Source organism: Nitrospiraceae bacterium (assembly GCA_020632595.1).
In the GTDB taxonomy this organism is placed as follows: Bacteria; Nitrospirota; Nitrospiria; order Nitrospirales; family UBA8639; genus Nitrospira_E.
Genome location: JACKFF010000018.1, coordinates 23,429 through 47,524, shown reverse-complemented (window position 1 = coordinate 47,524; position 24,096 = coordinate 23,429). Strand labels below are relative to the sequence as shown.

The 24,096-nt window shown below is 52.1% G+C and carries 18 protein-coding genes; 14 read left to right on the top strand and 4 right to left on the bottom strand.

Going from position 1 to position 24,096, the window contains the following annotated elements:
* The first annotated feature begins 395 nt into the window (after positions 1–395).
* The 5 genes from H6750_19750 (at position 396) to H6750_19730 (ending at position 5,338) form a co-directional block, all read left to right on the top strand.
* The gene (locus H6750_19750) at positions 396–1,169 is read left to right on the top strand and encodes a hypothetical protein (protein MCB9776546.1); all 774 of its coding nucleotides are present in this window, start codon (positions 396–398) and stop codon (positions 1,167–1,169) included.
* A gap of 1,143 nt (positions 1,170–2,312) precedes the next feature.
* On the top strand, positions 2,313–3,461 hold the full coding sequence (locus tag H6750_19745; protein MCB9776545.1) for a type III PLP-dependent enzyme: 1,149 nt from the start codon (positions 2,313–2,315) through the stop codon (positions 3,459–3,461).
* Between the two features lie 403 nt (positions 3,462–3,864).
* Entirely contained in the window at positions 3,865–4,317 is a 453-nt protein-coding gene (locus H6750_19740) for a PAS domain-containing protein (GenBank protein ID MCB9776544.1), read from the top strand.
* Between the two features lie 142 nt (positions 4,318–4,459).
* Positions 4,460–4,969, top strand: a complete 510-nt coding sequence (locus H6750_19735) for a CPBP family intramembrane metalloprotease (GenBank protein ID MCB9776543.1) — start codon at positions 4,460–4,462, stop codon at positions 4,967–4,969.
* Positions 4,970–5,053: 84 nt separating this feature from the next.
* Positions 5,054–5,338: a hypothetical protein gene (locus tag H6750_19730; GenBank protein MCB9776542.1), complete on the top strand. Its 285-nt coding sequence runs from the start codon at positions 5,054–5,056 to the stop codon at positions 5,336–5,338.
* Positions 5,339–5,602: 264 nt separating this feature from the next.
* On the opposite strand, the gene H6750_19725 is transcribed toward H6750_19730, so the two are convergent.
* The 3 genes from H6750_19725 to H6750_19715 all read right to left on the bottom strand — a co-directional run bounded on the left by H6750_19725 (position 5,603) and on the right by H6750_19715 (position 8,653).
* Positions 5,603–6,019, bottom strand: a complete 417-nt coding sequence (locus tag H6750_19725) for a hypothetical protein (GenBank protein ID MCB9776541.1) — start codon at positions 6,017–6,019, stop codon at positions 5,603–5,605.
* 241 nt (positions 6,020–6,260) lie between these two features.
* Positions 6,261–7,361, bottom strand: coding sequence for a M48 family metallopeptidase (locus H6750_19720; GenBank protein MCB9776540.1), 1,101 nt, complete (start codon positions 7,359–7,361; stop codon positions 6,261–6,263).
* Positions 7,362–7,456: 95 nt separating this feature from the next.
* Positions 7,457–8,653 carry a DUF898 domain-containing protein gene (locus tag H6750_19715; protein ID MCB9776539.1) on the bottom strand — a complete coding sequence of 399 codons (1,197 nt, stop codon included), beginning with the start codon at positions 8,651–8,653 and terminating at the stop codon, positions 7,457–7,459.
* 254 nt (positions 8,654–8,907) lie between these two features.
* Here H6750_19715 and H6750_19710 point away from each other — a divergent pair, with 254 nt between their 5' ends.
* Positions 8,908–9,363: a hypothetical protein gene (locus H6750_19710; protein MCB9776538.1), complete on the top strand. Its 456-nt coding sequence runs from the start codon at positions 8,908–8,910 to the stop codon at positions 9,361–9,363.
* 65 nt (positions 9,364–9,428) lie between these two features.
* Here H6750_19710 and lon read toward each other — a convergent pair whose 3' ends face one another.
* On the bottom strand, positions 9,429–11,870 hold the full coding sequence (gene lon / locus H6750_19705) for an endopeptidase La (GenBank protein ID MCB9776537.1): 2,442 nt from the start codon (positions 11,868–11,870) through the stop codon (positions 9,429–9,431).
* Positions 11,871–12,299: 429 nt separating this feature from the next.
* Here lon and H6750_19700 point away from each other — a divergent pair, with 429 nt between their 5' ends.
* From H6750_19700 to H6750_19665, 8 genes are all read left to right on the top strand, one after another.
* The gene (locus H6750_19700) at positions 12,300–12,974 is read left to right on the top strand and encodes a TetR/AcrR family transcriptional regulator (GenBank protein MCB9776536.1); all 675 of its coding nucleotides are present in this window, start codon (positions 12,300–12,302) and stop codon (positions 12,972–12,974) included.
* Positions 12,971–14,104 (top strand): FtsX-like permease family protein, encoded by a 1,134-nt coding sequence (locus tag H6750_19695; GenBank protein MCB9776535.1) that lies wholly within the window; start codon positions 12,971–12,973, stop codon positions 14,102–14,104. The genes H6750_19700 and H6750_19695 overlap by 4 nt, the downstream gene beginning before the upstream one ends.
* Positions 14,105–14,159: 55 nt before the next feature.
* The gene (locus H6750_19690; protein ID MCB9776534.1) at positions 14,160–14,849 is read left to right on the top strand and encodes an ABC transporter ATP-binding protein; all 690 of its coding nucleotides are present in this window, start codon (positions 14,160–14,162) and stop codon (positions 14,847–14,849) included.
* Entirely contained in the window at positions 14,850–15,857 is a 1,008-nt protein-coding gene (locus tag H6750_19685) for an efflux RND transporter periplasmic adaptor subunit (protein ID MCB9776533.1), read from the top strand.
* A 26-nt stretch (positions 15,858–15,883) separates the two neighbouring features.
* The gene (locus tag H6750_19680) at positions 15,884–17,365 is read left to right on the top strand and encodes an efflux transporter outer membrane subunit (GenBank protein ID MCB9776532.1); all 1,482 of its coding nucleotides are present in this window, start codon (positions 15,884–15,886) and stop codon (positions 17,363–17,365) included.
* Positions 17,366–17,471: 106 nt separating this feature from the next.
* Entirely contained in the window at positions 17,472–17,702 is a 231-nt protein-coding gene (locus H6750_19675) for a type II toxin-antitoxin system Phd/YefM family antitoxin (protein MCB9776531.1), read from the top strand.
* A 74-nt stretch (positions 17,703–17,776) separates the two neighbouring features.
* Positions 17,777–18,085 (top strand): type II toxin-antitoxin system VapC family toxin, encoded by a 309-nt coding sequence (locus H6750_19670; GenBank protein ID MCB9776530.1) that lies wholly within the window; start codon positions 17,777–17,779, stop codon positions 18,083–18,085.
* 438 nt (positions 18,086–18,523) lie between these two features.
* A complete protein-coding gene (locus tag H6750_19665; GenBank protein ID MCB9776529.1) occupies positions 18,524–24,091 on the top strand; it encodes a CHAT domain-containing protein in 5,568 nt (1,855 codons plus the stop codon).
* Positions 24,092–24,096 lie beyond the last annotated feature (5 nt).

Sequence of the window (24,096 nt, the reverse complement as noted above, 5' to 3'; positions counted from 1 at the left end):
TGTATAACTCCTTCATTTTCCATCCAACTCCGGCCGGTGCCCTCACGATGTGTATCCCTATCATGACTCCTATTTGGCTTTTCTGCTACTTCATGCTCTTATAGGGTAAAACGATCTCTGTCTCTCCATGTTTTACCCTCACGCGTTCATTGTTTTATTTTGGTAAAAGTTGCAGGCAAGACAGCTCATTGCAATGCAACATATAGAATATTGCTAGAACACTTTTCCTCAATTTCCCGCCAGTGCTCCTGCCTGGGTTAAGTTGTCCTCCCATAGGCCGATAATGCAAAGGGCATTGATCTCCGGATATTCCATCAAAATTTTTTAGGCAACGGTCTTCATAGATTTCAATACTCCCAAGAACGCACTCACTTTTTTCTCAGGAGGGTTTAACAATGAGAACCACGATATTGTGTGCGGTTTGTCTTGTTTTAAGTATGGGATTGGGAAGTGTTGCGAGCCAGGTGAATGCCCAAGAGATTTGCCGAACGGCCGGATTCTGGGGTACTCATGCAGGCGAGGAGAGATCTGGTAGTACGAACATTTCTGAAGAAGTGATCCGAGCCTGGTTGTCAACCGTCAATTCCTATGATCAAACGGCGACGGACAAGTGTACCTATGAAATGAATGGCACGGTAATTTGTAATTTTGAACCGCCAGGCCAGGCGGGAAGTCCGAAAGCCTGTCGAGATGCGAAGAAGAATGACATCACCCTGTTGAATAATTTCCCCATCGGATATGAGGGAATGGATATTTGTGGACAAATTATTTCCGTAGACCCCAATGGCCCTGACCAAATTCCTCCCGTTGTCGAAGCGTTATGCGTATCCCCGGGCGGGGACTCGAAACTTCAGCTCGGTCGCCAATTAACCGCCGCCGCGCTGAATTGCCTACTTAGTGGAGGGGGGAGCGATTGCAAGGGTAACTCCATTGAACCGGTCTTTGCAGCCTGCAATTCGACCTGTGTGGTTTCCGGCCAGGAAGACCAGGTAAACACCTGTATTGAAAAATTGGATTGCTTTAACAACGGTGGCGCATGGAATGAAGATGACCCTCAGGCCATGTATTGCCAAATGGATGTTGCAGATTCCTGTCATGACCAGCTATTGATCGGAACGGTCATGAGGGACTCCGGAGAACCGGGGGATCCTGAACTTCCCCCTCAGTAATTTCCAGGGAGGTTTCCCATACAAGAGGCCCTTGATTCCTGGGCCGGAACCCAGGATGGCAAGGGCCTTACCAGGATCGATCAACGCACAATCAAATCCTTAAGAAAGGATAGGGCTGATGAATGTGAAGAATGTTATAGTTTATGCCAATGTCCTGGTCTTATTGATGAGCCAGATAGGGTTGGCTCACGGAATATATGAACGCCGGGTATTTCATTAGGAGCCGGAAAGGCTCAAATAACAGTATGGCCTGATGGCCATGGCGTGAAAAGAACAAAAGCCGATTACCATGTCGGCTTGCGCCCGTGAATGTTGTGTAAAAATGTTTTTATGCTTATCGATGAATTTCTTCTGTCCCTACCGCTCCTCGTCCGGTCATGCCGCGGAGGCGTGCATCACTATGCAGTCTCTTGAATGCCGACTCTCTTGTGAAATCGGTATAGAACTTCAAATAGGCTAGATGGTCCTCTCCAAAAATATTTTGTTTGGAGGGACGGAGGAGGCATTCACAGACGGAGAAGCCCGTGGTATGCTGTCTTCGATCAAATTGAAGAGCAAATTTCAGATTGAATCGTGGTCTTGTGAGGGTTTTTTATAGAATAAGTTTTTGGCTGAAAGTTTGTCTCGTGACCCCTGCTTAGGGAATTAAGGAACTTCCATCCCGCGAACGTGTGTTCTCTTTCATGGCCGAGCTGAAACCCGGGAATCGGGTTTCACTCATCGAGTCCTGCAGCGAGCTCATGCTCGCCTCTTTCCCACACTAGTTGGGCCCTTTCGACGTATCCACCGAGTCCCGCCAAACAACACTGCAGCCATGATGGTGTATCCGGACTTGGGGTTTCCTCGCGTAGGTTACCAAAATTTCTTAACCGAAAATCCTGTCTGCCATCGGACCGGAAAAGCTTGGGGCCAGGGATGAGGGAATCTCGTTTCAAACATGTGAAGAGTTTCCCAATTCTCTTAAGATTCTCTGGATACCTTGCCAATGTAGTTGATGGTTTTTGGACTTTTGGCTCGGCAACTTTAATTTCCATTTAATCACCATTGTCACAGGAGTGGAATGTGCAGACCAGTTTTGTTAATTCCGAGTTTGAACATGAGAAGGTTTCTGTTCTCACATGTGCTCCATCCCTTTGCCAGGAGTTGTCAAAGGCTGACTGTCGCGGGCTAACCCCAAAACTCGAGCAGTTCCTGGCTGGTCGTCCTGAGACACCGTTTTTGGCCCTTGATCTTGAGCACGTCCGAAATAAGTATCTTGAGCTTCAAGGAGAATTTCCTTATGCAGCGATTCATTATGCGGTGAAAGCCAATCCCGCCCCGGAAATTATTCAACTGTTAGCCACGTTGGGCTCACGCTTTGATATTGCAAGCCGGTATGAACTGGATTTGTGTTTGTCTCTCGGGGTCCCGGCCACCTGGCTGTCGTATGGCAACACGGTTAAAAAAGAGGTGGATATTGCGTATGCCTTTGGCTGCGGAGTGAGGCTCTTTGCCTTTGACAGTGTGGCCGAACTCGAAAAATTGAGTCGACAGGCTCCTGGCGCGGGAGTGCAATGTCGAGTCCTAAGCCAAGGGAAACACGCGGATTGGCCTCTTTCTAGAAAATTCGGTTGTGACCTGGCCATGGCGTATGATTTGCTCCTCACCAGTCGTCACCTCGGGTTAAATCCCTTGGGAGTGACGTTCCATGTGGGGTCTCAACAAACCGATCCGCAGCAATGGGTCAAGCCTCTTCAGGAGGCTGCGGAACTGTACTGCCAATTAAGGAGCCAGGGTCTTGAGTTGGAATGGATTAATATTGGCGGAGGACTTCCGGCTACCTACCATACGATCCTTCGGCCATTTTCCGATTACGCCCAAACCATTCAACAGGCTCTACGGCAATCATTTGGTGTCACGCCTCCTCAACTGATGATTGAGCCCGGTCGATTTCTGGTGGCGGATGCGGGAGTCATCCAGAGCGAAGTCATCCTGGTGGCTCACAAATCCCGCGAAGATGTTCGGCGATGGGTATATCTCGATATTGGTAAGTTTGGCGGTTTGGCTGAAACGATGGATGAATGTATTAAGTACCGCCTGCGCACCCTCCGTGAGGGTCCAACGGGACCGGTGATTTTGGCGGGTCCTACTTGCGACAGCGCGGACGTGTTATATGAAAAAACCTCCTATGAGTTGCCCCTGAATTTGGATATCGGAGATCGAATCGAAATTTTAAGTGCCGGTGCCTATACCAGCAGTTATGCGTCTGTGGGGTTTAATGGATTTCCTCCCTTGCGGACCTACTGCCTCTAACGGATAGCCTGATTATGGAAATGGTCTTATGCCATTGGTCATGATGGTAGGCAGGCCGTTGATTAAATTTCCTTGGTTTTCTGCCATCTTCAACTGATTCAGATAGTATTAGAGTACGGTTTCGTCTATGGGCTGAAAAGCCTGGGCCACGTCCTTCTTGTGAACGAAGAAAACTGCCTAAGTTTCAGATAAAGAGCTGAATACAAATTGTATTAATTGTTCCCTTTTTAATACCATTAGAGAGAATGCTAGGAACTTTTTTCCCAATAACTAGGGATTTTACCAGTTGTGTACAAGGTGAAAACTCTTATTTACTTTCTGAAAGATCAGAGGACACTGAAATATGCAGTGGGAGAGTTATCTCATAGAATAGCGGGAATGGATAGAACACCAGGGAGGCGGCATGTCCAGGGAGCGTTGGTCAAAGGCTATGTGGGAAGAATTTTTGAGCAGGATTTTTTCAGGGGATCATGTCTCGTTTATTCCCCATAAAATCTTTCGCTGGGATAAAAATGGAATCTATCAGGATTGTTTTTTCCCTGTTCCCTGTCCACACCTTCTAGGTGGAGAGCATCTGCTTGGACGGACCATCAATGAGGTCTTACCGAAAGATTCAGCCAGAAGTTTGAAAAAAGCTCTGACCAAAACGCTGAAAACCCAACGGCCGCAAGATGTTCAATTGGTTTTTCCTACCCTGGGGAAGACAGTTGTCGCGGTTGTCCGGTTATTTCCTTATGAGTCTGAGGCATTGGGCTTCGTGACAGATCATTTCCTGGATGGTTGTCCCGTCATCTCGGTTTCCCCGCAGGATCCCTCCTTGGCCTATCTGAAAAGCTCTTCGACGTATACCCTGTAATTCGTGTGAGAGAGATCCTCTGAAAATTTCTGCCGATCGGGCTGGCAATTATTGGGAATTCTCTGCGGTTGTCCTGACAGGGCTGCTGCATCTTGTATTCAAGAGTATTGATGCAAAGGGACTCTTTATAGCCTTGGCGGGCATGAGTTGGATGAGCTATGTGATCTGGCAGGTCCGGCGAGATCCGACGAGGTGGAAAGGGTGGGGATTTCGCACCGACAATCTTCTAGAGGCCTTTTTGTGGCCATCCGTGTTATTGGCCGTGTTGGGATTAGCCATGGCCTCGTATGGAATAGTGGCCGGTCGAGAGCTCTGGCAAGGCCATATGCTGTTGCTGTTGTTCCTGTATCCTTTGTGGGGAATTCTCCAACAGTTTCTTGTGCAGGCGTTGGGTGTCGATAATCTCATGAAAATCTTTCCTCAGCATGGCCTGTGGCTGGCCATGCCTATTGGGGTGATTTTGTTTGCCCTGGTCCATTATCCCGACTGGTGGCTGATGCTAGCCACCGGCCTTATGGCCTGCATTTTTATTCCGTTCTATGTCCGTGATCGAAATCTTTGGCCGCTGGGGCTCTATCATGGCTGGCTGGGAACATTTTTTTATCTCTGGGTTCTTGGCCGTGATCCCTGGGTAACTGTTTTTGGAAGATAGCTACCCACCCACTTGACGAGTTTGATGGGAGCGGAGTAGAAAAAAAGGATCATTGTTGTCGATGTTGAAGGGAGAGGTATGGTTATGGAAAATAATCCGCTCGTCATTTCTGATCAAGAACGGTTGCAGCTTTTGTATGAACGGTTTCGGGATGTGTGTTTGGTGGAAAAGGAAGTGTGGACGGAAATCTATATGCCCCGGCAAACGGAGAAGGGCATGGTGCTCACCAATCAACACGAATGTTATGAGGTGATCATTGATGATGAAGCGGTGGAAAATGCACTCGAGGCCAATATTCCATTAGGTTCGAAGGCGTTGGGCGCGGCGATTCAGGAGTATAAAGACCATATTTCGTTTCGAAAGAAATAGTGCGTAGAGTTGAGCAGGGTTCATCAAGGCCTGATGGTTCCCGCCATGACTATTCCCCACTCTTCTCCAGCCTGGCTATCAAGGCCCTACAGGGTGCAACCGGCTTAACTGAATCCCATTCGGATTTCTGTAATTCGAAGATGGAAAAATATTGAAGTGTTTCCCCCTCTGCTTTTTTGCGCAGAGGGGGAAACCATGGTGATGACCCTGGAGCGGACAGCCCTTTTTGGGGCCCTGACGCGTTCTTTAATTGGGGAGGGGTAATTACGGTGCTGGAACCGCTTCTTTCGCAGGCGCTGTGACTTTTGCCGCAGCAGGCGTTACCTTTTTGGCTTTTTCGGTATCCTGATAGGCTTTGTCTTGCGCCATCCAATCATGTCTGAGTTTTTCAGAAATGATTTTTGTGTTTTCAAGTATTTCTGGAATCTTGGATAGGGTTCTAGCATGGGCTTCTATCGCATCACCTATGGCGTTCGAGCTGTATTGATCGAATCGCACGCGAATGATCTCCACGTTTGGGAGAGATTCGGAATAGCGTGCTGTATACGTTTTCCCCTTTGCCGTTAAGCTTTTTCCATCTTCTTCCACCAGGGCCACGGTACCGGCCGGTACATCCTTTCCGGTAAATTTATGTAGCTTTCCGTGATCCCCAATGGCATAGCGTGTGATTTCGGTCCCCATGTGACCCACCCCTTGTTGTGTGTTGATGATAAGAGCCTCGGACTAGACAGACGGGGTGCGAGTGTTTTTGGAGTTGTGGTCCAGACAAAGACACCATACATTCCGGTATGTCTCGAATGGGTTTATTATGAAGCCTCCAGGGCTGGAGAGCAATGGGTCAGATTTCCAAAATATGTGTGGAACATCCCCCCACCCGCGTTCCCCCAGGAGTCGAACAGCGTTAAACAGAGGCCCGATGAGGTCACTTGCAGTATGTGTTGATCTCAGACCACTCAGCGTGAAACGGGAAGGCACGGTAGGTCATGGAGGCTGGCGGCAGCAAGGACTTCAGGTGTGCCAGGCGGTCTTGGGTTGCTGGATGGGTTGAAAGATAGCGAAGAACGTCGTTTGCAGGTTGTTCTTTCCCAAGTTTAGCGAAAAAGGTGATCATCCCATCGGGATTAATCCCGGATTGTTGTAATAACCGGAATCCCTGTTCATCGGCTTGGTCTTCCGCCTCCCGGCTGTAGGACAGGGTCTGAAGAGTTTGGGCGGCTTGGAGTGCATACGTCACCATGCCGCTGGCATCCCCGCTGAGGGCGGCGATGACGAAAGCCATCGACACATGTCGCACGATAAGGTGCATGGTGTGTCGAAGCAGCACGTGTTGAATTTCATGAGCCAACACTCCCGCGAGTTCTTCGGGTGAGGCGGTGTCTTGGAGGAGCCCACGAAAGACCATGACATATCCGCCGGGAGCTGCCATGGCGTTGACGATGGGGCTATCCACCACGGTCACCTGAAATTGATAAGGAAGGTGGTCGATGGAACCGGTCAGAGCCGTCAATATCGAGTCGATCGCGTGGACCAGTTTCGGGTTGTGGCAGACCGGTTTCCCGGCTGTGACTTCCTGTTGAACAAATTGGCCCAACTGAATTTCCCAAGAAAGCGGAATGGCGGCGGTGATTGGCTGAGCCAACGAGGGAATACCCCAGGTGAAAATGCCATACACGATGGGGATGCTGGCGAGCGCGGCCAGCACCGTCCAATACACACGAGTGTGTCGTGTGCGGGGATGATGGAAATGACTGGCGTGCGATCCGCCATGCTCATGAATCGCCAGCAGAATTTTGGGGCTGGGGATGACCAGGGTTTCGCCGATTCCTGTCCCCCGCTCGAATCGTACTTCTTCTCCGGAATAGCGCCCCTGGGTCTGTCGAAGTTCATGGTAGTTCCATGTCGTGGTTGTGTGGTCAGCAAAGTGAAGGGTCAGGCCGGCACCTGTCACGGTAATGGTTACAAACTGGGGAACTACCGATTGCCCGTCATAATAGGACCCTTTCCATTCCGTGGGGTATGCCATGATCAAATGGGTTTAGCCTAAGGAACGCATGAATGGTCGATGGACGGAAAGATGAATACCGGGAGGATCGAATCGGCACATGCACGAAGGCCAAATTAGCCTAAATCAAAACCGGCGTCAAAGTATCCCGCAAGCTCTTCTCCGGTGGGTGACGCATCCAGGGCTTCCTGTTTGATGCGTTGAAAATCTAACGGGCCTTGAAGGCTCAGATGATAATAGAGAAATTGGAGATTCCGGACCTGGACCCACGGCCAGGCTAATCCAAACGTGAGAATGAGCATGAGAAAGTTCGTCATCCGCAACTCCATGAGATTCCAGGTGGAGGCGGCAAAATGAAAATGTGCGTCTCCAAAATCTGAATGATTCCATTGGTACCGTTGTTTGGCTACCTGCAGGTAAAACCACGGGAGTAGCAGCGTGAGCAATCCGGTGAGGAATAGGGAATTCAAAAAAAGGTCTCGCCAACCATCGGATGACCATTGGGCGAGGATGGACAAACCGTCAGGTCCGGCGCTAATCCCGATAAGGGTGAACAAAATTATCATGATGAAGGCGAGGGTTGTGACATAGATCCTCATGAGCCCGCTTCCCGTTCCGGAATAGGTGAATGGGCGATTACCAAAGTAGGTGTGAGCGACGAGAAATTTTCGTCTGGCATTTTCGAAAAACGGGTAATAGATCCCGGCGGTCAACAAGGTCATTACGCTTCCCAAAACCCATATTTTGGTATAATTTTTCACGTGTCCCCGGAAGGAGAAACGAATCGTTCCCAACGAGGTTCGACTCAACCGATAACGATGCGATCCGACCACGGCGACTGGAATGAAGCACAAGGCCATGGTCCCTGCAAGCGCATTGGGAATCCAAGCCGGAATCTGGTTCCATATGAGGGGGGTGAGACTGAGAAACGCATAGGGAAGACCGAAGACCACAAACGCTTTGGACCAGCCCTTCAGTAATTCCTGAGGAGTTCCATGATAGGAAAAGCGAGTGCGGGCAAAGCTGGTCTGACTGCACAAAAATTGGCGAATACGCACTCTCCCCCAAAAAGAATACAGGCCAAGTGTCAGTAATGTGAAAAAGGTATTGACAATGAAAATGCCAAAAAGCGTTCGCCCACGCCCCCAAAAAATGGGATGGTGGATGGGGAACAAATCGGAATCGGCCGACACGGTGTCCGGGCCGGAAGGGGGTATTCCGTGAAGAGCCCGGGGCTGGTCTCTCTGATCCTGGCCCCAAGAGGCCAAATCAGAACGGCGTTCAGCTGATGAGTCTGGTTGATGAGTGGTCAACGGCTTATGAGATCCCGATGAAATGAAGGAATGATCTGTGTTGAGTAGGGGGTCATTGAAATGGTTCACGGATTCCTTTTGGTGAGAATGAAACGCGGCTCCACATTGCGCATAGGCCTCTCCGTCATGATAGTTCTCTTCAGTTGTGTCCTTTTGGGATTAAGGGTTTCACCTATCTGGGTCTATCGGTCCTATCTGATACAATCCTAAGATTAATTTTTCAACTCAAATGTCGGGGGAGCGAGGGAAAATTTATGCAGAAGAGTATAGTCAAAATGTTCCTGATCATCATAAATGTTTTTGCTGCGGTGGGTTGCGCAAACCTTTCACATCAGATTTCTCAAGGAGAAGAGAATGGACTTGATCCCTCCCATCCGCCTCGACAGCTTCAGGATCTTGCCGGGATCTGGGAGTATGCAGATAAAACCGGGTCCAATACCATCACCTTAAATGAAGAGGGGAAAGGGCATTATGAGTGGGAGGATGGCTGGTTTGAAACCCAAGAACTGAAAAATGGGGTATGGAAGGGCAAATGGATGCAAGCCGGTAATGACCGGGAAGGAGGGTTTGAGCTGAAGTGGGTAGATAATTCGCCGGTAGCTCAGGGACGTTGGTGGTACACCCGCATCGGCCAGGATCACAACCCTCTTGAGCCTGGAGGGACCTTTACCATGCAAAGGATATCCTCGTTCCTTGCAGGTGGGAAGTAGCCTCCTCGCAATATTTTCATAACGAGAAAAGAGTCAAGGCTGGAGAGAAGGCCATCCCCGAAAGCTTAGTGACTGCCCATGACGGGTTTCTGCTCTCTTCCGGCAGTCTGGGTGTCAGGAGGGTTCTTTTCTCTCTCACGAATGTCCGGCGTTTTGACCAGGACAGCCTGTAAGGCCTCTTCAATCGTTTCCACGAAAACAACGGACAATTCAGATCGCACAGTGTCAGGCACATCTTTCAGATCTTTTTCGTTGGCTTTGGGAAGGACAATGCGACGCAACCCGACCCTGTGTGCCGCCAGAATTTTTTCTTTAATCCCGCCCACAGGCAGGACCAAGCCGGTTAACCCGATTTCCCCGGTCATCGCCGTATCCTTCCTAACCGGGATTTTCAGTAAGAGGGAAGCCAGAGCACTGGCCATGGTCACACCGGCGGATGGCCCATCTTTGGGAATGGCACCCTCCGGCACATGAATATGCATTCCGCTCTGCTTAAACACCGCGATATCCAGGCCCAGCGTTTCGGCACGCGACCAGAGATAGCTGCGAGCCGCTTGGGCTGATTCCTGCATAACATCCCCAATGTGGCCTGTAATGGTAAGGTCGCTCCCTCCCGGGAGAAGGGCACTTTCTACATAGAGGACATCCCCGCCGGTTTCTGTCCAGGCCATTCCCGTCGCTACTCCCAAGGGTAATGTCTTTCTGGCTTCCTCCGGCATAAATCGTTCGATGCCCAACCATTCCGGAAGATCTACTTGGGTGATCGTGAGCGGTTCTTCCGGCTGGTCCGGCGGATGTTCCGCCAGCTTCAGGGCCACTTTGCGAGTCAACCGTCCCAACATCTGCTCCAATTGGCGAACGCCGGCTTCACGGGTATATCTTTTGATGATATGGGGAATCACCTGTTCCTCTAACGTTAGAGGTTTGGATTCCAGGCCGGCTTCCTTTAGGCGACGAGGCCACAAATAGCGATTGGCAATTTCCAGCTTTTCCTGATGGCTGTAGCCTCCCAGACGTATGATTTCCATCCGATCCAGGAGAGGACGGGAGATGGTGTCCAGGGAATTGGCTGTGGTGATGAACATCACTTTAGAGAGGTCAAAGGGCAAATCTAAGTAATTATCGCGGAAGGTATGATTTTGTTCCGGGTCAAGAATTTCTAACAAGGCTGACGCGGGATCTCCCCGGAAATCCTGCCCGACCTTATCGACCTCATCCAGCATCAGAATCGGATTTTTGGCTCCGGCACGTCGAAGAGCCTGAATCAGACGGCCCGGCATCGCGCCAACATAGGTGCGGCGATGCCCACGCAATTCGGCTTCGTCATGGAGTCCCCCTAAACTCAGGCGTTCAAATTTTCTTTCCAGGGCGCGGGCAATGGATTGCCCCAAGCTGGTTTTTCCCACACCCGGAGGTCCCACCAGGCACAGGATGGGAGCCTTCGCAGAAGGATTCAACTTCAACACGGCCAGATGCTCAAGGATGCGTTCTTTGACATCCTGAATGCCGTAATGATCTTCATCTAATATCGTTCGAACATGAGTCAGATCCAGGTGGTCTTCTGTGAGGGTGTTCCACGGTAATTCCAGAACCAATTCCAGATAGCTCCGAATGACTTGATGATCCGGGGAGGCAGGAGGCAGCTTGACCAGACGCTTCAGTTCTCTGGTGGCTTCAGTTTTTACGACCTCGGGAAGGTCGGCCTTCTCGATTCGGGCTTTTAATTCTCCTATCTCGCCGTCTTCGGGTTGGGTTTCCAGGTCTCCCAGTTCCTGTTGAATTTCTTTTAACTGTTGGCGGAGGAAATATTCCCGTTGGGATTTTCCAATTTCTGCTTGGGCCTGGCTCGCGATTTCATGGCGAATTTTGAGGATATGGAGCTCATGGGCCAATGCCCCATACACCTGGCGGAGGACTTCCTTGGCATCGGATTGCTCCAGAAGTCCCTGCAATCGTTCCACATTGAGGTTGAGGAGGGACACGAGCCGATACGCCACTGAAAGGGGATTTTTTTCAGCTCGAAGCACCGCCACCAATTCCACCACGCCCTGGGTCGTCAATAGCTCCGGTAACTGGCCAATGAGTTCAACCAGTTCACGATGCAGGGCTTCCAGCTCCAGGTCGGATTCAAGCGCAAGAGCAAGTTGCCGGGAGCGAACGATCATATGGGGTTCGTCTTGTTCCTTCTTCAGTAAGACGACGCGTTCAATCCCCTGTGCGAGAACCTGAAGATGGCCGTCCGGAGTTTTGCCCATTTGTTTGATGACGGCTTTTGTACCGATGCGATACAGGTCATCGAATTCGGGTTCCTCCTTTTCTGAGTCACGCTGGGTAGCGAACACCAAGGCTTTGTCTTCCGAGTTCATCGCTGCTTCCACCGCTGCGATCGAGCGGGGTCGGCCTATGGTGAAGGGAACAAGGGTATCGGGAAACAAGACCGTTCGTTTAACAGGGACGAGCGGAAGGGAAATGATGAGTGTATTCTCGGCAGCTGGGGGAGTATCCATTTTTATCGTCACCGTCCTTCAGGTGTATATCAACATTATACTTGTTCTACGCAACAAGGTGGCATCTTTCAGATACGCATCTTTTCCGTTGAGTCAAATTGATTGGCAAGGCCTACGGGTTGTGCCATGTGGGGTAGAGTCCAGCAGCTATCCCTGGGCGAAATCGAAAACCTGCACCTGTGTTGGTGAAGAACTCTCGTGCCCAGGTGCGAGGTGGAATCTCCCTAGTGTCCATCTGAACATCTCGGAACATCTCGGAACGTCCGGAGTAATGATGGCTGTGATCCAACAGGATTGCTCGGTAAGATTGACGAATTCTCCACCGTTCCCGGCAAAATTGCAAATGGAACCAGATTTCTTGACAGTTTTCCGGTGAGATCTTAGCATGGTAAGTGGATACTCACTATATCAATGGATTGGAAGGAGAAGATGCCACTATCACCGAAACGAATAGCCGGTCCGGTCCGGAAGGCCAAAATTATTCAATCGGCGGCCGCCTTATTTGCCAGGAAAGGGTTTAACGGGACCAAGACCCGGGAGATCGCCCACAGGGCAGGAGTCAGCGAAGCCCTGATTTTTAAACATTTTCCCAGTAAAGAGGATTTGTATGCGGCCATTCTTGCGGAGGAATCGCCTGTGCCGGGATTACTCTCCAAAGTAAAAAGGCTCGCTGAACAACACAAGGATGTTGAGGTGTTTTCCGTCATTGCCCGGACGGTGGTCGGAGGGGCTCCGGATTCCGATTTGATGAGGCTGATTTTGTTCAGCGCACTCGAAAACCATGAGATGTCGGATATGTTTTTCCACAATCACATCCGCGTGTTTTACGATTTTTTGGCCGGCTACATTCAACAGCGCATACATGATGGAGCTTTTCAGCCGGTTCAGCCCCTCATCGCTGCACGCGCTTTTATGGGCATGCTGATCTATCATCGGTTGTTGACGGTCTTATTTCAGGCCCAACTGCCTCAGACTGCCGAAGATATTTCGCGGACCTTTGTGAGCCTCATGATGAACGGACTCAAACTCCCTTCACCAAAGGGACCGGTACGGAGGTCGGGTCAGACACATACACCTCGGACGCGGACGGCACGGAAGCTATGAATTACGTTGCACTGAAAATGTTGTTTGGCGATCGCCCAAAATACCTCATGTTGCTGGCGGGGCTCACGTTTTCCACGATGCTCATCGTTCAGCAGGGATCCATTTTCTGGGGGTTGATGACCTGGTCGCAATCGGGCATCACCAATGTGAATGCCCCGGTGTGGGTCACCGATTCCAATATCAATCAAGTCGAAGAAATTAAACCGCTGGCCGATACCACGGTGAACGTGGTTCGAAGTGTTTCCGGTGTCGAATGGGCGGTTCCCCTCTACAAGGGGGTCCAGCGGGCCCGGTTGCGGGATGGGAATTATGAGCAAATTGCGTTAGTCGGGATTGAATCCAGTACGTTAATCGGGCGACCCGGGAGGGTGTTGGAAGGCAACATTGAAGAGTTGCGTTCTCCTGACGCGGTTGCGATCGATCAATTAGGGGTGGAACGGTTAGGTGGGCCTGAGAACATTCATCTCGGCACCACGTTTGAAATCAATGATCACCGTGTCAGGGTCGTGGCGATCGTGAAAACACAAAAAAGTTTTCAAAATTTTCCCTTCGTCTACACCACCTACGAACGAGCCTTGAGTGTGACACCCGAAGAACGGAGGAAATTGTCGTATGTCCTTGCCAGTCCGGTGAGTGGGATCAGCCCGGAAGAATTGGCCAGGCGAATTCATGAGCAAACCGGATTGGGAGCATTTACCGGAGACCAGTTTGGATGGAAAACGATTCGATGGATTCTCCAAAACACCGGTATTGGCGTGAATTTCGGTACCACTGTGTTATTAGGATTTATTGTGGGGATGGCGATTTCCGGACAAACCTTTTACCTGTTTACGGTTGAGAACCTGCCGCAGTTTGGCGCGCTGAAAGCGATTGGAGCCAGCACGGGTATGCTGGCGCGGATGATCCTCCTGCAAAGTTTTACCGTCGGATCCATTGGCTATGGAGTCGGTGTGGGATTGGCCACCCTGTTTGGATTGACCGCTGCAGGCGGAGACCGGCTGCCCTTTAAAGAAACATGGCCTCTGCTCGTCGGAGTGGCCGTGGCGCTCCTGTTGATCTGTAGTGTCTCGAGTGTGATTAGCATTCGAAAGTTGGCCAAACTTGAACCGGCAATTGTGTTTCGAGGGTAGCGCCGTGAGTGGGAATCCGTCTCCGACTCTCAACCATGATCGGGCTCACTGGCTGGTGCAGGCCAGGGGGGTGGTGAAATCGTTTGGGGAAGGAGAGACCCGGATTCCTGTCCTGAAGGGAGTGGATTTAAATGTCGCCCACGGGGAAGTCCTGTTGCTGGTGGGGCCATCGGGTAGCGGGAAAACGACTCTCTTGTCGGTGATTGCCGGCATTTTAGAAAGCGATGAGGGAGAGGTGAGAATTTTGGGCGAATCCATTCTGGAATTGTCCGCATCGGAAAAAACGAAGTTTCGCCGGGATCATTTGGGATTTATTTTCCAACAATATCATCTCCTGCCCACTCTGACCGCGCTCGAGAATGCCGCAGTGCCGTTATTGATACGGGGGGTAGCCAAACACGAGGCCCTGGCTCAAGCGGAGAAGATTCTTGGGAGCATGGGCATGGGAGAGCGCCTGGCGGCATTGCCAACCAGACTGTCGGGAGGCGAGCAGCAGCGGGTGGCGATTGCCCGGGCCCTGGTGAGTGATCCCCAGTTACTGCTGTGTGATGAACCGACGGCGAACCTGGATGGAGAAACGGGACACCGCATTGTGCAGCAATTGCACGATATCGGAAAGCAGCATGATCGGGGGGTAATTATTGTGACGCACGATACCCGGATTTTTGAATTTGGCGATCGCATCGTCCATATGGAAGATGGAAGAGTGAATCAGATCCAAGAAGGACAGGAGACACCCGTTTAAATGGTACTGCGGCGTTTGAGTTTTTGGATCGCGGTGGGGGGGATCATATTGACGATGGCGACGTTGTGGGGCGCGAATAAGAAAGTGGCTCCGCCTCCACCGATGGAAGCTCCTCCTCAGAATCCGTATCCGGTCACGGTGGCCGCAGCAGGCATTATTGAGGCTGTGAACGAAAACGTCAGGATCGCGCCTCCGGTCTCCGGTCTGGTGACGAAGGTGTATGTCACGGTGGCGGATCATGTTGAGCAGGGAGATCCGTTGTTTCAGTTGGATGATCGGGAGTTGCGGGCACAATTGCAAACCAGGACCGATTCGCTCCCGTCTGCAGCGGCGCGGATCGCCGAGCAGGAAATCAGGCTTCGGGATGTCCAGGACCAATTGAAGCGGCTTCAGTCGGTCACGGATCGTCGGGCGGTCAGTGAAGATGATGTGAAGCGGAAATGGCATGAAGCGGAAGGTGCCAAGCGGGCGTTGATTCGGGCAAGGGCTGATTTTCATTTGGCCAAAACCGAACGGGATGAGGTGCAAGCGATGGTCAACCGTCTCACCGTTCGGGCACCGCGTGCGGCGACGATTCTTCAGGTCAACATTCGAGCCGGGGAATATGCCACGGTGAATGCCATCGAGCCGCTCATCATACTAGGGGATACGGAAACCTTACAGGTGCGGGCTGATATCGATGAGGTCAACGCCCCGCTGGTGGTACCGGGGAGTCCAGCGGTGGCCTACCTTAAAGGGTATACGGATCAGGCTATACCTCTTACCTTTGATCGCATTGAACCCTACATTGTGCCCAAACGATCCCTCACTGGAGACAATCGTGAGCGCGTCGATACGCGGGTGCTTCAGGTCATTTATCGGTTTGAACGTCCTTCTTTCCCGGTCTATGTGGGCCAGCAAGTTGATGTCTATATCGAGCGCCCGGCCGACCAGGTCTCAAGGAAGGACCAGACCCGCTCTGAGAAGGCGGCCGGGCAATCTGACTCCTCTCCCCCTTTGTCGAAGTGAGGGTGAGATTCACTGAGGGAAAACGCATGATCGGAATGAGATCCGTAGTCCTGATGTTCCTGATCCTTTGTCTGCCGGGATGCCTGGTGGGGCCGGACTATCAGCAGCCGGTCCTCAATGTGCCGGAAGACTGGAACAGGATGACCTTGGGAGGCTCATCCTCTCCGCTTCCCATTACGGTAGGACAGGTGCCGGAGGCGGAGTGGTGGCGAATGTTTGGCAGCGATGAATTAAACGGCTTGATTGAACAGGCCTTGGATCGTAACCATGATCTCCGACAAGCGGCGTTTCGGGTGCTGGAAGCGCGCGCGATTGCCTATGGATCAGGAGCCGGGCTTTATCCCAATGTGTCTCTGGATGGATCGTATAGCCGAATTCGTCGATCGGAAAGTATTTTGGTCGGTCCCACAGGAGGGGCGCCTGAAGGGTTCGCGCCACCGGGAGCCAATTTTGATATTTGGCGTGCGGACATCGATCTTCGATGGGAACTGGATTTATGGGGTCGCATTCGACGCGGGAAAGAGGCTTTTACCGCAGAAGCGTTGGGGAGCGAAATGAATCGCCGCGGCCTGTTGTTGAGCCTGGTCGGTGAGGTGGGAGAATCCTATTTCCGGCTTCGTGAACTCGACGAACAACTGGAAATTGCGGAGCGGAACCTGGCCCTTCAACAAGACTCCCTGTCGATCATCCGGAGCCGTGCGCAGGCCGGTCTGGTGTCCGACCTGGATGTGAAACGTGAGGAAACTCTTGTGGCGCAAACGGCCTCGCAAATTCCCGAGTTTCGGCGTCAACGGGCTGTACAACTGCATCAACTCGAAGTGTTGACCGGAGCCAATCCCGGTACGCTGGTGGTCTCCGCCAAACCCCTTCGGTCCGTGATGGCGCAACCCACGATCCCTGTTGGTCTGCCTTCAGATCTGTTGCAACGGCGCCCGGATATTTTGGAAAAAGAAGAAACCTTAAAAGCCGCCAATGCGCGCATCGGGGAAGCGCGAGCATACTTTTTCCCGAGTCTGTCTATCACGGGAACGGGAGGGTTTGTCACCAGCGAATTCGATCAATGGTTCAAATGGGGCAGTCGCAACATGGCGATCGGTCCCTCGGTTACCCTTCCGATCTTTGAAGGCTATACCAATTTGGCCAGATTAGAGGTGGCGGAAAACCGGTATCAGCAAATGTTGGAGGACTATCATCAAACCATACTGAATGCGTTTAGGGAAGTGGCTGATGTGCTGGTTGCCCTGCAAACGCGAAAAGAACAACTGGCGAATCAACGCCAACAGGTTGCCGCCGCGCGGGAATCGCTGGAACTCGCGGATATCCGGTATCGCAAGGGATTGGTCAGCTATATCGACGTCATCGATGCTCAGCGCATCGTGCTCGATGCAGAATTGGGAGTGGTCCAAACCGAACGCGCACGCCTTACGGCGATGGTGGATCTGTTCAAAGCCGTGGGTGGCGGTTGGGAGGAGGAACACCTGGCTCAAGTCATCCAAGAGAATCCCTGACCGCCAGAGACGTCCCCGTGGGACGTCTATGCGGGCTGTGTGTCACGAAAACAAAGGGTAGCAGTGAACTTGACTAAATGAGTAAGTCCATTTAGGAATAAGGATTATGGTCATTATCACCATTCATCAAGCCAAGACGCATTTTTCGAAGCTGATTCAACGAGCCTTAGCCGGGGAGGAAATTATTGTGGCCAAGGGGAAGAAGCCAGTGGCAAGAATAGTGCCTATTCCAGAGGCTCAAAAAACACGGACGTTCAGTGGAGCCAAAGGTATTGTGAAATATATTTCAAGCGATTTTGATGAGTCGCTCGAAGAATTCCCTGATGCTCCGGGATGAAGTACCTGTTCGATACGCATGTCATGCTCTGGTTTTTGGAAGACTCTGATGAATTAAGCCAATGAGCGAAACAAATTTTAAAGAATGGAAAATACGAATTATTTTGGAGTGCGGCCAGTGATTGGGAACTCACCGTCAAGCTTTCGTTAGGAAAACTCAAGCTTCAAAAAGGGTGGCAAGGCTTGTTAGAACAAGAAAAAAAGATCAATCGAATTGTCGATCTGCCGATCTATGAACGGCATTGTGAGCCTCACGTCAACCTCCCATGGATTCATCGCGATCCCTTTGATCGTGTATTAATCTGCCAGGCGATTTCAGAAAAACTCATCCTGCTCACCAAAGACGAGACCATTCGCCAATACCCCGATAAAACCGCCTGGTAAGTTGTCGTGGAAATTGTTGGTGACGGGTCAGAAGCCATTCCCAACCAAAATTCCTCCGATCAATCCGGGTGCCTCATGAGCCGGAATCCATTCCAAAGCCCCCCATCATCGACGCTCCTCTAGCAACCGAAGCCAACGTCCCACCGATGCGTCGCGACAAGAGAAAATCCTACCCCCTCGCTGAACAGGGACCAACCGATCTCAGATAGAGACGTCACGGCGGGATGTCTATCGGGGATACGTTCAACCGTGTTTCACCGGCGGTACAGGCCGATGGGTAGGAATTTTTCGACGGATTTGCTGTAATGGCATTCCGCCTTACTTTGATGGGCAAACGAATGGAACGCATATTGATGATCCTCGGCATATATCGTGAACTGCTAGTTTCGACGGGAAACATGGATGGCCATGCCAACAACATCATGTGAGGAATAAACAATGAAACGTCTTATCGTTCATGGACAGCGTGAGCCGCTCGACGGGAAATCCACCATTCCCGATTTTCCTGCCAATCTGAATGACCTGGTTACCCTTAAGCATAGTGCCAGGGTCCAACGGGCTCGCGCGGGCCAATCACCTCTGGAAATTGATGATCTGAGTTCAGACGATCTCATTCAACTGGAATTGGATCAGGGGATGAAATTGTGGGTGCGTGCGGATGATCTGGAGAAGGATTTTGGATTGACACCCAGCCGTGGGCCTGCGGGTGACGTGGTTGAACTGCCCGGTATGTTGCCTATTGGGGCCGCCAGTCGGGGCATCGTCGGGAATTGGGTGATAAAAGGTTTCAAAGTTTTTGGCCTGGACCCCGTGGGCGCGACCACGGACCTGATTAAGGATAAGGTCGAGGGTGTGTTGAAGCCGGGTCCGGGTCTCTATCGGTGGGAAGGAAAAGAGTCGTCTGATTACACCCGGATCAAATCCCTGGAAAAGGAAAGGACGGATACCCCGTGGCTGGTCTTCATTCACGGAACAGCCTCGTCGACCGAGGGCAGTTTCGGTGGATTATGGGAAGACGGGGCCAATCCGCTTATGGCGCAACTTCTGATGCATTACCCCAAACGCGTGCTGGCCTTTCAACATCGCACCCTTTCTCACAATCCCGTCCAAAACGCCTTGGAACTTGCCGGGTATTTTCCCAAAGGGGCTCGTCTGCACCTGGTCTCACATTCCCGTGGGGGGCTTGTCGGGGAATTGCTGTGTCGCAGCATGATGGAGGGCCGATTCCCCTTTGACGCGGATGATCTCCAGGCCTTTTCCCAACCGGATCGGAAGGACGATCTAAAGCAGTTGGAGCAACTCGGCCACCTGCTCCAACAACGGCAATTCGTCATTGAGCGATTTGTGCGGGTGGGCTGTCCAGCCCGCGGCACCACCCTGGCGAGTGGCCGGTTGGATCGATATCTCTCGATTATCCTGAACGTGGTTGAGGCGATCCCGGGACTGAAGGGCAATCCGGTGGTTGAGGGATTCTCTGCGTTCCTGCTGGGTGTGGTGAAAAACCGGACAAAGCCGGAAGAGTTGCCAGGGTTGGAGGCGCAGATGCCGGATTCGCCATTGGTTCGCCTTCTCAATCGACCGGGAGTCCGGTCGATGGCGGATCTGCATGTTTTAGGCGGAGATGTGGCCGGGGAAGGGGTGCTGGGGCGTCTCAAAACATTCGTGACGGATTTATTCTATCGTGAAGATCATGATTTGGTCGTGAATACACCGGCGATGTTCGGCGGGGCGGAGCGGACGGGAGAGATTCAGTATTGGATCGATACCGGGAAGGATGTCAACCATTTCTCATATTTTCGCAATCCGGATACGGCGAATCGGCTGATGCAGGCCCTCACCAAGAACGCGCCCCATCCCCTCTTTCACCGACTGGAGCGCGAGCCTTCCGAAGTGACCGAAGATGATTACCGCAAACGCGCCGTCGGATCTCCACAACCGTTTGTCTATGTCCTACCCGGCACCATGGGTAGTCAACTCAGGGTGGGAAAAGACCGGGTCTGGTTGGATAAGTTGGATTTAGCCTTTGGCGGCCTGAAAAAGCTGAAGTATACCGCAAAAAATGTGGTGGCTGATCAACCTATCGGGAGTGGCTACAAGGACCTCATCAGGTATTTGGCCAATTCTCATACCGTCAAACCCTTTCCCTATGATTGGCGGAAATCGCTGATCGAACTCGCTGAACGGTTTCGCAAAGATTTAGAGGATACGGTCAAGGCACAGGAAGCTGTCGGACAACCGGTACGGATCATTGCGCACTCCATGGGCGGATTGGTTGTCCGAGTTATGATTGCGACGGAGGAGGGGAAAAAGGTGTGGGATCGCATGTGCCGGCATCCCGGTGCCCGCTTCATCATGCTGGGCACTCCCAATGAGGGGTCGCATGCCATCACGGGAATGCTCATGGGGCGTGATCCCCTGGTGCGAATGTTAGATCTTCTGGATATCACCAATTCCCAATCGACCTTACTGGGAATTATTTCCAGATTTGACGGGGTGTTGCAGCTTCTCCCGCATACCGGTTCCCTTAATGTCTATCAAGCGGAAACCTGGAAGTCACTCCTGGAGCATGATCGAGATCGGGCACGAGGGGTATTTGGGGCCAAAGTGGCGACCTCAAAGACCGCCGGGATCGAATGGCCCGTGCCCGATGCCGCGCAACTGGCTGAAGCCTCCAAGGTTCAACAACTCATTCAGGCCAGCCCGATTGACCCTCAACGGATGATCTATGTCGCGGGGCGTGCGGATGCGACACCGTGTGATGTCTCCATTGACCTTTCGGCTCCCGCCACGCGGCGAATACGGATTGATGCGACCCCCTTTGGGGATGGGCGGGTTCCCTGGGATACCGGCATTCCCGGAGCACTCAAGCACCGGACGTATTATGTGGACAGTGAACATGGTGATCTGGCCAATGCTCCGGAAGCGTTTGATGGTCTGCTTGATTTATTGAATGCCGGGGCCACCACGAAGTTGTCCCACGTGCCTCCCGTTCGTCGGGGGGTGTCCGTTGTCCCCTTTGAGCTCCCCGAGGTTCGGCTCGAGATGTATCCCAGCGAGGAGGATCTCGTGGCGTCCGCATTGGGCTCCGCGCGCGTCAAAAAGGAAACACCGCCTACCCGGAAAGTTAGGGTGACCATGGTCCATGGCAATTTGTCCCGCGCATCGTCTCCTGTGGCGGTGGGGCATTATGAAGGAGACACGATTGTCAGTGCCGAGGCCTATCTTGACCGGCAACTCAATGGTCGATTGCGTGAACGACAGTGTTTGGGCCTCTATCCGGATAAACTGAATACTTCTGCCGTGGTGTTAAACGATGGGGATTGTCATCCGGGAAGCACCCATCCAGGGGCAATAGTCGTGGGATTGGGCATGGTCGGGGAATTAACCCCTGGCGGGTTAACGAGCACCATGACAGATGCGCTCGTCAACTATGCGCTCAAATGTATCGAGGTTGAGCGGGAACGCCGAAGTGTCACCGCTGTGGATGGTTCGTGTGGTCCAAGACTGAAAATCCCGTTGACCATGTTGCTGATCGGGACGGGTGCGGGAGGATTGTCACTGGTGGATTCCTTGCAGTCCCTTCTTCGCGGAGTTCTTCAGGCGAATCGGCGGTTGGATCGACTGGAACCGACTGCGATACCTGAATCCGAAGAGGAGACTCCAAATAAGGACAATCTCCTGGCCTCCATTGAGACGGTCGAGATACTCGAGCTGTATCAGGATCGGGCCATTCAAGCCACGAAATCGCTCCTGGAACTGGGGCAATCACGGGATTTTCGTGAACATTTCCAAATCGATGAAGTGATGATCGAAGGGGTTGAGGGGCGCCGCCGGGCCTCCTTTGATGAAGATGAAGGCTGGTGGCAACGACTGCGCATTGCCACCCAAAAGGACGGCTCCTTGAAATTCGAAGCCCTCACCAACCGGGCGCGGGCGGAAACCTACTTGCAGCCGGCACAACGAAAACTCATTGAACGGTTTTTGGAACGGGCCATGGCCACCACACAGAATGATCTGGAATTATCCAGTACCCTGTTTGAACTCATCATTCCAAATCGGCTGAAGGAATATGCCCCGGACCGCCGCAAGATGGTGTTGGTGCTGGACGAGAAGTCTGCCGCCTATCCCTGGGAATTGTTGCACAATCAGTACGATCCTAACTCCCGTCCATTAGCGGTGGAGGCCGGGATGGTCCGGCAACTGGCCGTTCCTCAATTCCGTGAAAAGGTCCTCCATGGGACTGCTCTCAATGCATTGGTCATTGGGGACCCCACGAGTCACGAACCATCCGGAAAATTTGCTCCCTTGCCGGGTGCCGCGGCCGAAGCGAGGGAAGTGGCGCAACTCATTCGTCACCAGGGGTACCGGGATGTGGTGGAACTTGTTGAGGAGGAAGCGACACCGGATGCGATTCTGACTGCCCTGTATAAGCAACCTTATCGCATTGTGCATTGTGCGGCGCATGGTGTCTTTGAATTTCCAATAGAAGATGACCCTGCCAAGCAAGGCACGGCAGACTCTCAGAAGGTCCCTGGAACGCCACCCAAGATGGTCACGGGAATGGTTTTAGGGGAAGGCCTGTTTTTGACCCCGACCGAAATTAATCAAATGCGGTATGTGCCTGAGTTGGTATTTTTGAATTGCTGCCATCTGGGACAAACCAAAGGCAGTGCCGAACAGTCGAACATTCCATTTCATCAACTCGCTTCAAACCTCGGGACCCAACTGATTCGCATGGGTGTGCGGGCGGTGGTTGCGGCAGGTTGGGCTGTGGACGACATGGCCGCTAAAACCTTCGCCAAGAAATTCTATGAAGAGATGTTCCAAAACCGGACCTTCGGTGATGCCGTGCAGCTGGCGCGTGAGGAGATTTTCCTTCGCCAGGGCGGATCCAATACCTGGGGTGCGTATCAATGTTATGGGGATCCGGATTTTTCGCTAAACGTCGGAGCGAAAAGCATGGGGATACAACGCCGGATGGTGGCTCCTGTTGAATTGCGAGTGGAATTGTACAACCTGGTTCAAGAGGCCAAAACAGCCGGGCAAAAGGATGCAGACCGGTTAAGACGCCGATTGCAAGAATTGGTAGCCGGTGTCGGACAAGGGTGGACGGATTCTGCGGCCATGTGTGCGGCACTGGGGTTAGCCTACGGGGAATTGGGCCTCTTCGCGGAGGCGGTTCGATACTATGATCGAGGGAGGATCCTGCAACCGGCCGACGCGACGGTGGAGTCGCTGGAACAGTTAGCCAACCTGAAAGTCCGATGGGCGCTCCAGCGTCTCGAAAGGCAGGGAGATCCCACTGCACAAAAGCTCGACCCACTGGAAAAAGATTTTCCAATCAAGGAACTCTTTGAGGATGCGGAACATATACTCGCGGGCCTTCTCGCGATCCAACAAACACAGGAACGGTATGCTCTCAAAGGTAAGCTCTATAAGGGAAAAGCCATGCTTCTCACCACGAAGGCGGAGCAACGGAAAGCCCTACTGGAGATGAAGCATTGTTATGCGGAGGGCTATAACATTGGCAAGGATGCCAAGCGACATGATGTGTATTATCCCCTGGGAAACCGGCTCGCGGCTGAAATTGTGCTCTCGTGGGGACAGCCTAAAGGACGGTCAACGCGACGCGGAAAGCCAAAAGGAGCTGATCCTCTCGCGGAGGGGCTTGCCGAATTATCAACGTATGCAAAGGAATTAACCGGGAAAGGACAATCCTTCTGGGGTATGAGTCTGACTCCTGATCACAAACTGCTCGAGGTATTATATGCACAGCGTCTGACAGCCAACGATCAAAAGGAAATTCTCAATGGATACCTTGAGGCCAACCGACGGGGAGGGTCGGCCAGAGAAATGGACTCCATTATCAAAAACATCAAGTTCTTTGAATCGATGGTGGCCACTCAGGCCCCTCTCAACATTCGTCAACAGCTGAGCGCCGGACTGAAAAGCTTACGTGAGAGTCTGCTGTCCGATGGTGGCGGAAATGGCGAGCCTGAATCGTAATGGGG

Excerpts from the sequence above, each read along its gene's own strand:
- lon (MCB9776537.1), bottom strand. The coding sequence starts at position 11,870 with ATGGATACTCCCCCAGCTGCCGAGAATACACTCATCATTTCCCTTCCG.
- H6750_19725 (MCB9776541.1), bottom strand. The coding sequence starts at position 6,019 with ATGGGGACCGAAATCACACGCTATGCCATTGGGGATCACGGAAAGCTA.
- H6750_19665 (MCB9776529.1), top strand. The coding sequence starts at position 18,524 with ATGAAACGTCTTATCGTTCATGGACAGCGTGAGCCGCTCGACGGGAAA.
- H6750_19675 (MCB9776531.1), top strand. The coding sequence starts at position 17,472 with ATGGTCATTATCACCATTCATCAAGCCAAGACGCATTTTTCGAAGCTG.
- H6750_19710 (MCB9776538.1), top strand. The coding sequence starts at position 8,908 with ATGCAGAAGAGTATAGTCAAAATGTTCCTGATCATCATAAATGTTTTT.
- H6750_19730 (MCB9776542.1), top strand. The coding sequence starts at position 5,054 with ATGGAAAATAATCCGCTCGTCATTTCTGATCAAGAACGGTTGCAGCTT.
- H6750_19685 (MCB9776533.1), top strand. The coding sequence starts at position 14,850 with ATGGTACTGCGGCGTTTGAGTTTTTGGATCGCGGTGGGGGGGATCATA.
- H6750_19680 (MCB9776532.1), top strand. The coding sequence starts at position 15,884 with ATGATCGGAATGAGATCCGTAGTCCTGATGTTCCTGATCCTTTGTCTG.
- H6750_19695 (MCB9776535.1), top strand. The coding sequence starts at position 12,971 with ATGAATTACGTTGCACTGAAAATGTTGTTTGGCGATCGCCCAAAATAC.
- H6750_19700 (MCB9776536.1), top strand. The coding sequence starts at position 12,300 with ATGCCACTATCACCGAAACGAATAGCCGGTCCGGTCCGGAAGGCCAAA.
- H6750_19740 (MCB9776544.1), top strand. The coding sequence starts at position 3,865 with ATGTCCAGGGAGCGTTGGTCAAAGGCTATGTGGGAAGAATTTTTGAGC.
- H6750_19750 (MCB9776546.1), top strand. The coding sequence starts at position 396 with ATGAGAACCACGATATTGTGTGCGGTTTGTCTTGTTTTAAGTATGGGA.
- H6750_19720 (MCB9776540.1), bottom strand. The coding sequence starts at position 7,361 with ATGGCATACCCCACGGAATGGAAAGGGTCCTATTATGACGGGCAATCG.
- H6750_19735 (MCB9776543.1), top strand. The coding sequence starts at position 4,460 with ATGAGTTGGATGAGCTATGTGATCTGGCAGGTCCGGCGAGATCCGACG.